The organism is Pseudoalteromonas sp. AWM4_233, assembly GCF_056158285.1.
Window position 1 is genome coordinate 1 of the sequence record NZ_JBSWSZ010000094.1, and the last position, 3,812, is coordinate 3,812.

Here is a 3,812-nt window from a genome sequence, read left to right on the forward strand (position 1 = left end):
CATATTGCTGGTCGTCGGTGCGATGGCGGCCTTCACTCTTGAGGACATGTTTATCAAGCACCTGTCGTCCACTGTTCCGACCGGTCAGATCATGATTGTTCTTGGGCTGGTCTGCGGGTTGGTTTTCGCCGTGATGTCGGTGGTCACGCGCAAACGTATCTTTGATCCGTTTCGGCACTGGCGTCCACTTCCCTTGATACGTGCCGGCGCCGAAGCGGTTGGCGCGCTGACTTTCGTGACCGCGTTGTCCTTGGTGGAGCTGTCCACCGTAGCCGCGGTGTTTCAGGCAATGCCGCTTGCCGTGACTATGGGAGCTGCCCTGTTTCTGGGCGAGCATGTCGGCTGGCGACGTTGGAGCGCGATTGGCGTGGGTTTTATCGGTGTATTGATGATTATCCGCCCAGGGCTTCAGGGTTTTCAGCCCGAGTCGCTGTTTGTCGTGGCCACTGTTATTGCGATTGCCGCGCGCGACCTGATCACGCGTAAGCTGGATGTCCGGGTGGCTTCTTCTGTCGTGGCGCTTCAAGCCTATCTTGCGATTGCGCTTGCCGGCCTCGTTCTAAAAGTTTGTTACCGCGCAACCCGTGGTGCCACTGCAAAAAGCGGCTCAAGTTGGTCCGTATTTGGGTGCCATCGTGTTTGGCGTCGTCGCCTACTATGGGATCGTCACTGCCATGCGGATTGGTGAAGGCTTCGGCGCTGACCCCGTTTCGCTACACGCGGTTGGTCTTCTCGATTGCGGCGGGGATGCTGATGTTTGGCGAGCGTCCTGACCTGATGACACTGGCCGGCGCCACGTTGATCATGGGGTCGGGAATGTACACCTTCATGAGAGAGCGCAAATTGGCCCGTTGAGCTTGCTGCCGTAGTCTGAAGGAGCGCCGCAAGTGGCGAAATCGTTTAACTGTTAGCCCTAAACTCAGGTAGTTATCCGTGTTAGCGGTAACGTATCCGGTTTACTTTTTGCAGGGGCGATGGTATGAGGCGTGCAAGTTATGTTAGCGACAGGAACGCGCCTCATGAGCACCATCATCGACATCCACGCCCGCGAAATACTGGACAGCCGGGGTAACCCGACCGTTGAGGTGGACGTGATTCTGGAAGACGGCACCATGGGCCGCGCTGCTGTACCCTCGGGCGCGTCGACCGGTGCCTATGAGGCGGTGGAAAAGCGCGACGGCGACAAGTCGCGCTATATGGGCAAGGGCGTGCTCGAGGCCGTTGCCGCAGTCAACGGCGAGATTGCCGAGGAACTGGTTGGCTTCGACGCGACCGAGCAGGTCGCCATCGACCAAGCGATGATCGAACTGGACGGGACCGAGAACAAAGGCCGTCTGGGGGCAAACGCCATCCTGGGCGTGTCGCTGGCGACTGCGAAGGCGGCGGCAGATTTCACCACCCAGCCCTTGTACCGCTATGTTGGCGGCACGTCGGCCCGGGTTCTGCCGGTACCGATGATGAACATCATCAACGGTGGCGAGCATGCAGACAACCCGATCGACATCCAGGAATTCATGATCATGCCCGTTTCGGCCGCGGAAAATATCCGCGAAGCGGTTCGCATGGGCTCCGAAGTGTTCCACACCCTGAAAAAAGAACTGTCAGCGGCGGGGCTGGCCACCGGTGTCGGGTGACGAGGGCGGCTTTGCACCCGAACATCGCCTCTACCCGTGAGGCGCTGGATTTCATTCTGAAGTCCATCGAAAAGGCGGGCTACAAGCCGGGTGAGGAGATTCTACCTCGCGCTCGATTGTGCGGCGACCGAATACTACAAGGACGGCAAATACGTCCTGTCGGGTGAGGGCAAGAGCCTGACCTCGGAAGAGAACGCCGGACCTATCTCGCGGCTCTGGTCAACGACTACCCGATCATCTCGATCGAAGACGGCATGTCCGAGGATGACTGGGACGGCTGGAAGGCGTCTGACCGACACCGATCGGCGACAAAGTGCAGCTGGTGGGCGACGACCTGTTCGTGACCAACCCGGAGCGTCTGGCCGAGGGGATCGAACGCGGCTGCGCGAACTCGATGCTGGTCAAGGTGAACCAGATCGGCTCACTGACCGAGACCCTGCGCGCGGTCGATATGGCCCACCGTGCGCGCTATACCAACGTGATGTCGCACCGCTCGGGCGAGACCGAGGACGCCACGATCGCCGACCTCGCCGTTGCAACCAACTGCGGTCAGATCAAGACCGGCTCGCTGGCGCGGTCGGACCGGCTTGGCCAAAGTACAACCAGTTGATCCGCATCGAAGAAATCCTCTGGGCGAAGTGGCGGAATACGCCGGGGCGTTCGATCCTCAAGCGCTGAGTGTTACGCTGATCCCTGAATTTACCGAGGATCAGCCCGTGCTTCGCATTACAGGACCGCACAACGCCGGACCAAGTCGAAGCGGTCCGGCGTCTGTGCTGGGACTATCGTGATTTTTTGCTAACGCTGGATGCGCACTCTCGGAAAATAGTTCGAACCTTCTATCCGCGCGAAAAATATGCGCGGATACTTTCGTCTATAGAAACTGAACACAGCCCTCCAAACGGTGGTATGCGTCTTGCCTTGAAAGATAGTCAGCCCGTCGGGTGCGATGTGCACACCATCGCCCCGCGCGTAGCCGAGATAAAACGCGTTTTTGTGGCAGATAGCGTTCGGGGCGCAGTGTGGGTTTCGCGATAATGCAATCCCTCATCGAACAGTGCCGCGAGCGTGGATTTGACTATATCCGTATGGACACGGGCAAACCGATGCAGACGGCTGCGCGTTTATACCTGTCGATGGGGTTCTCTTTGCGGGATGCGTATTCAGAGATTCAGAAATCGCGAAGGGTCATTTGCTGTTTTTTGAGATGGATTTGCGCGCGAACAACTCTGCTTGGAACATGCAGCAGATTTGATCACGCTTGGCTTCGAATTGAAAACGCAGAGGAATCCGTTGCGTAAAAAATAAATCATCAAATATATCATTATGTGTGAACTTTTTATACTTGTCCCGGATTGAGCTGAGGTATTCTGAACGCATTACAGAAAGGAGCACACCATGACTGGTTCGAAATTCCTTCTCGTAGCTTCAGTGATCAGCACCATATTCCTGGCGGCCTGCGCGGGACCGGGGACATATCCGATCACGGGTGAAACGGTGTCGTCCGGTGACCCGGTTCAAGACATGGATATGCCGACGTTCATCTTCCGCGGCGAGCGGCGTTGAAGAGGCCTTGCTCATCAGCATGTATTCGCTCGCGCGGTTTGAAGCCCGTGCGCAAGTATAAGCTTCTGCGCGGTCTCGTTCGCGCGATCGACTTCAAGGTGCAGGGCGGTCAACGCCCGCGTCTGGACAAGGCTTTAGGCAGGTCGTGCAGCACCTCGGTGGCGATGCCGCGTCCGCGGACGGCAGGGCGAATGTAGATCTCATCGACAAAGCCGTCCATGCCACCAAACTCGACCGACCAGCCGAAGGTCAGGATGATGTAGCCCAACGGCGCGCGACCCGGGCCGATCAGGTAAATGCAGCCGTGGGGGATACCCTCCAGCAGTGGTAAAAGGGCGTCGCGTCTTTGATCCGCGTCCTGTTCGATGCCTTCTTCGGCATGAAAAGCTGTGACCAAGCCCATGAGACGGTCCAGATCCTCGGGGCGGGCGAGCCTTAGTGCGGCGCTCATAGCCGGGCCAGCCTTTCTGTCAGCAGGTCAAAGAACCCGTCGGCGTCGATATCCCCGATGAACAATGCGTTGGGCGGCGCGGTCCGTGACGCCCCACCAGTCGGCGACCGTCATGCCCATCAGGTGCTGCTGGCAGGTATGCCTTACACGTAGTTAACCTT

At 58.2% G+C, this 3,812-nt stretch carries 4 protein-coding genes and 1 pseudogene; 4 read left to right on the forward strand and 1 reads right to left on the reverse strand.

What is annotated here, in order from left to right; all coding sequences use genetic code 11:
• The 4 genes and pseudogenes from ACXAC4_RS20960 to ACXAC4_RS20975 all read left to right on the forward strand — a co-directional run.
• Positions 1-688, forward strand: a 688-nt coding sequence (locus tag ACXAC4_RS20960; RefSeq protein WP_475165117.1) for a DMT family transporter, incomplete at its 5' end; no start/stop codon positions are given.
• Positions 689-1,019: 331 nt separating this feature from the next.
• Positions 1,020-2,312, forward strand: a pseudogene (gene eno / locus ACXAC4_RS20965) (phosphopyruvate hydratase).
• 344 nt (positions 2,313-2,656) lie between these two features.
• Positions 2,657-2,935, forward strand: a complete 279-nt coding sequence (locus ACXAC4_RS20970; RefSeq protein ID WP_475165118.1) for a hypothetical protein — start codon at positions 2,657-2,659, stop codon at positions 2,933-2,935.
• A 97-nt stretch (positions 2,936-3,032) separates the two neighbouring features.
• Positions 3,033-3,200, forward strand: coding sequence for a hypothetical protein (locus tag ACXAC4_RS20975; RefSeq protein ID WP_475165120.1), 168 nt, complete (start codon positions 3,033-3,035; stop codon positions 3,198-3,200).
• Between the two features lie 109 nt (positions 3,201-3,309).
• Here the strand turns inward: ACXAC4_RS20975 and ACXAC4_RS20980 are convergent, their stop codons facing one another.
• Entirely contained in the window at positions 3,310-3,651 is a 342-nt protein-coding gene (locus ACXAC4_RS20980) for a GNAT family N-acetyltransferase (protein ID WP_475165122.1), read from the reverse strand.
• Between the last annotated feature and the right edge of the window lie 161 nt (positions 3,652-3,812).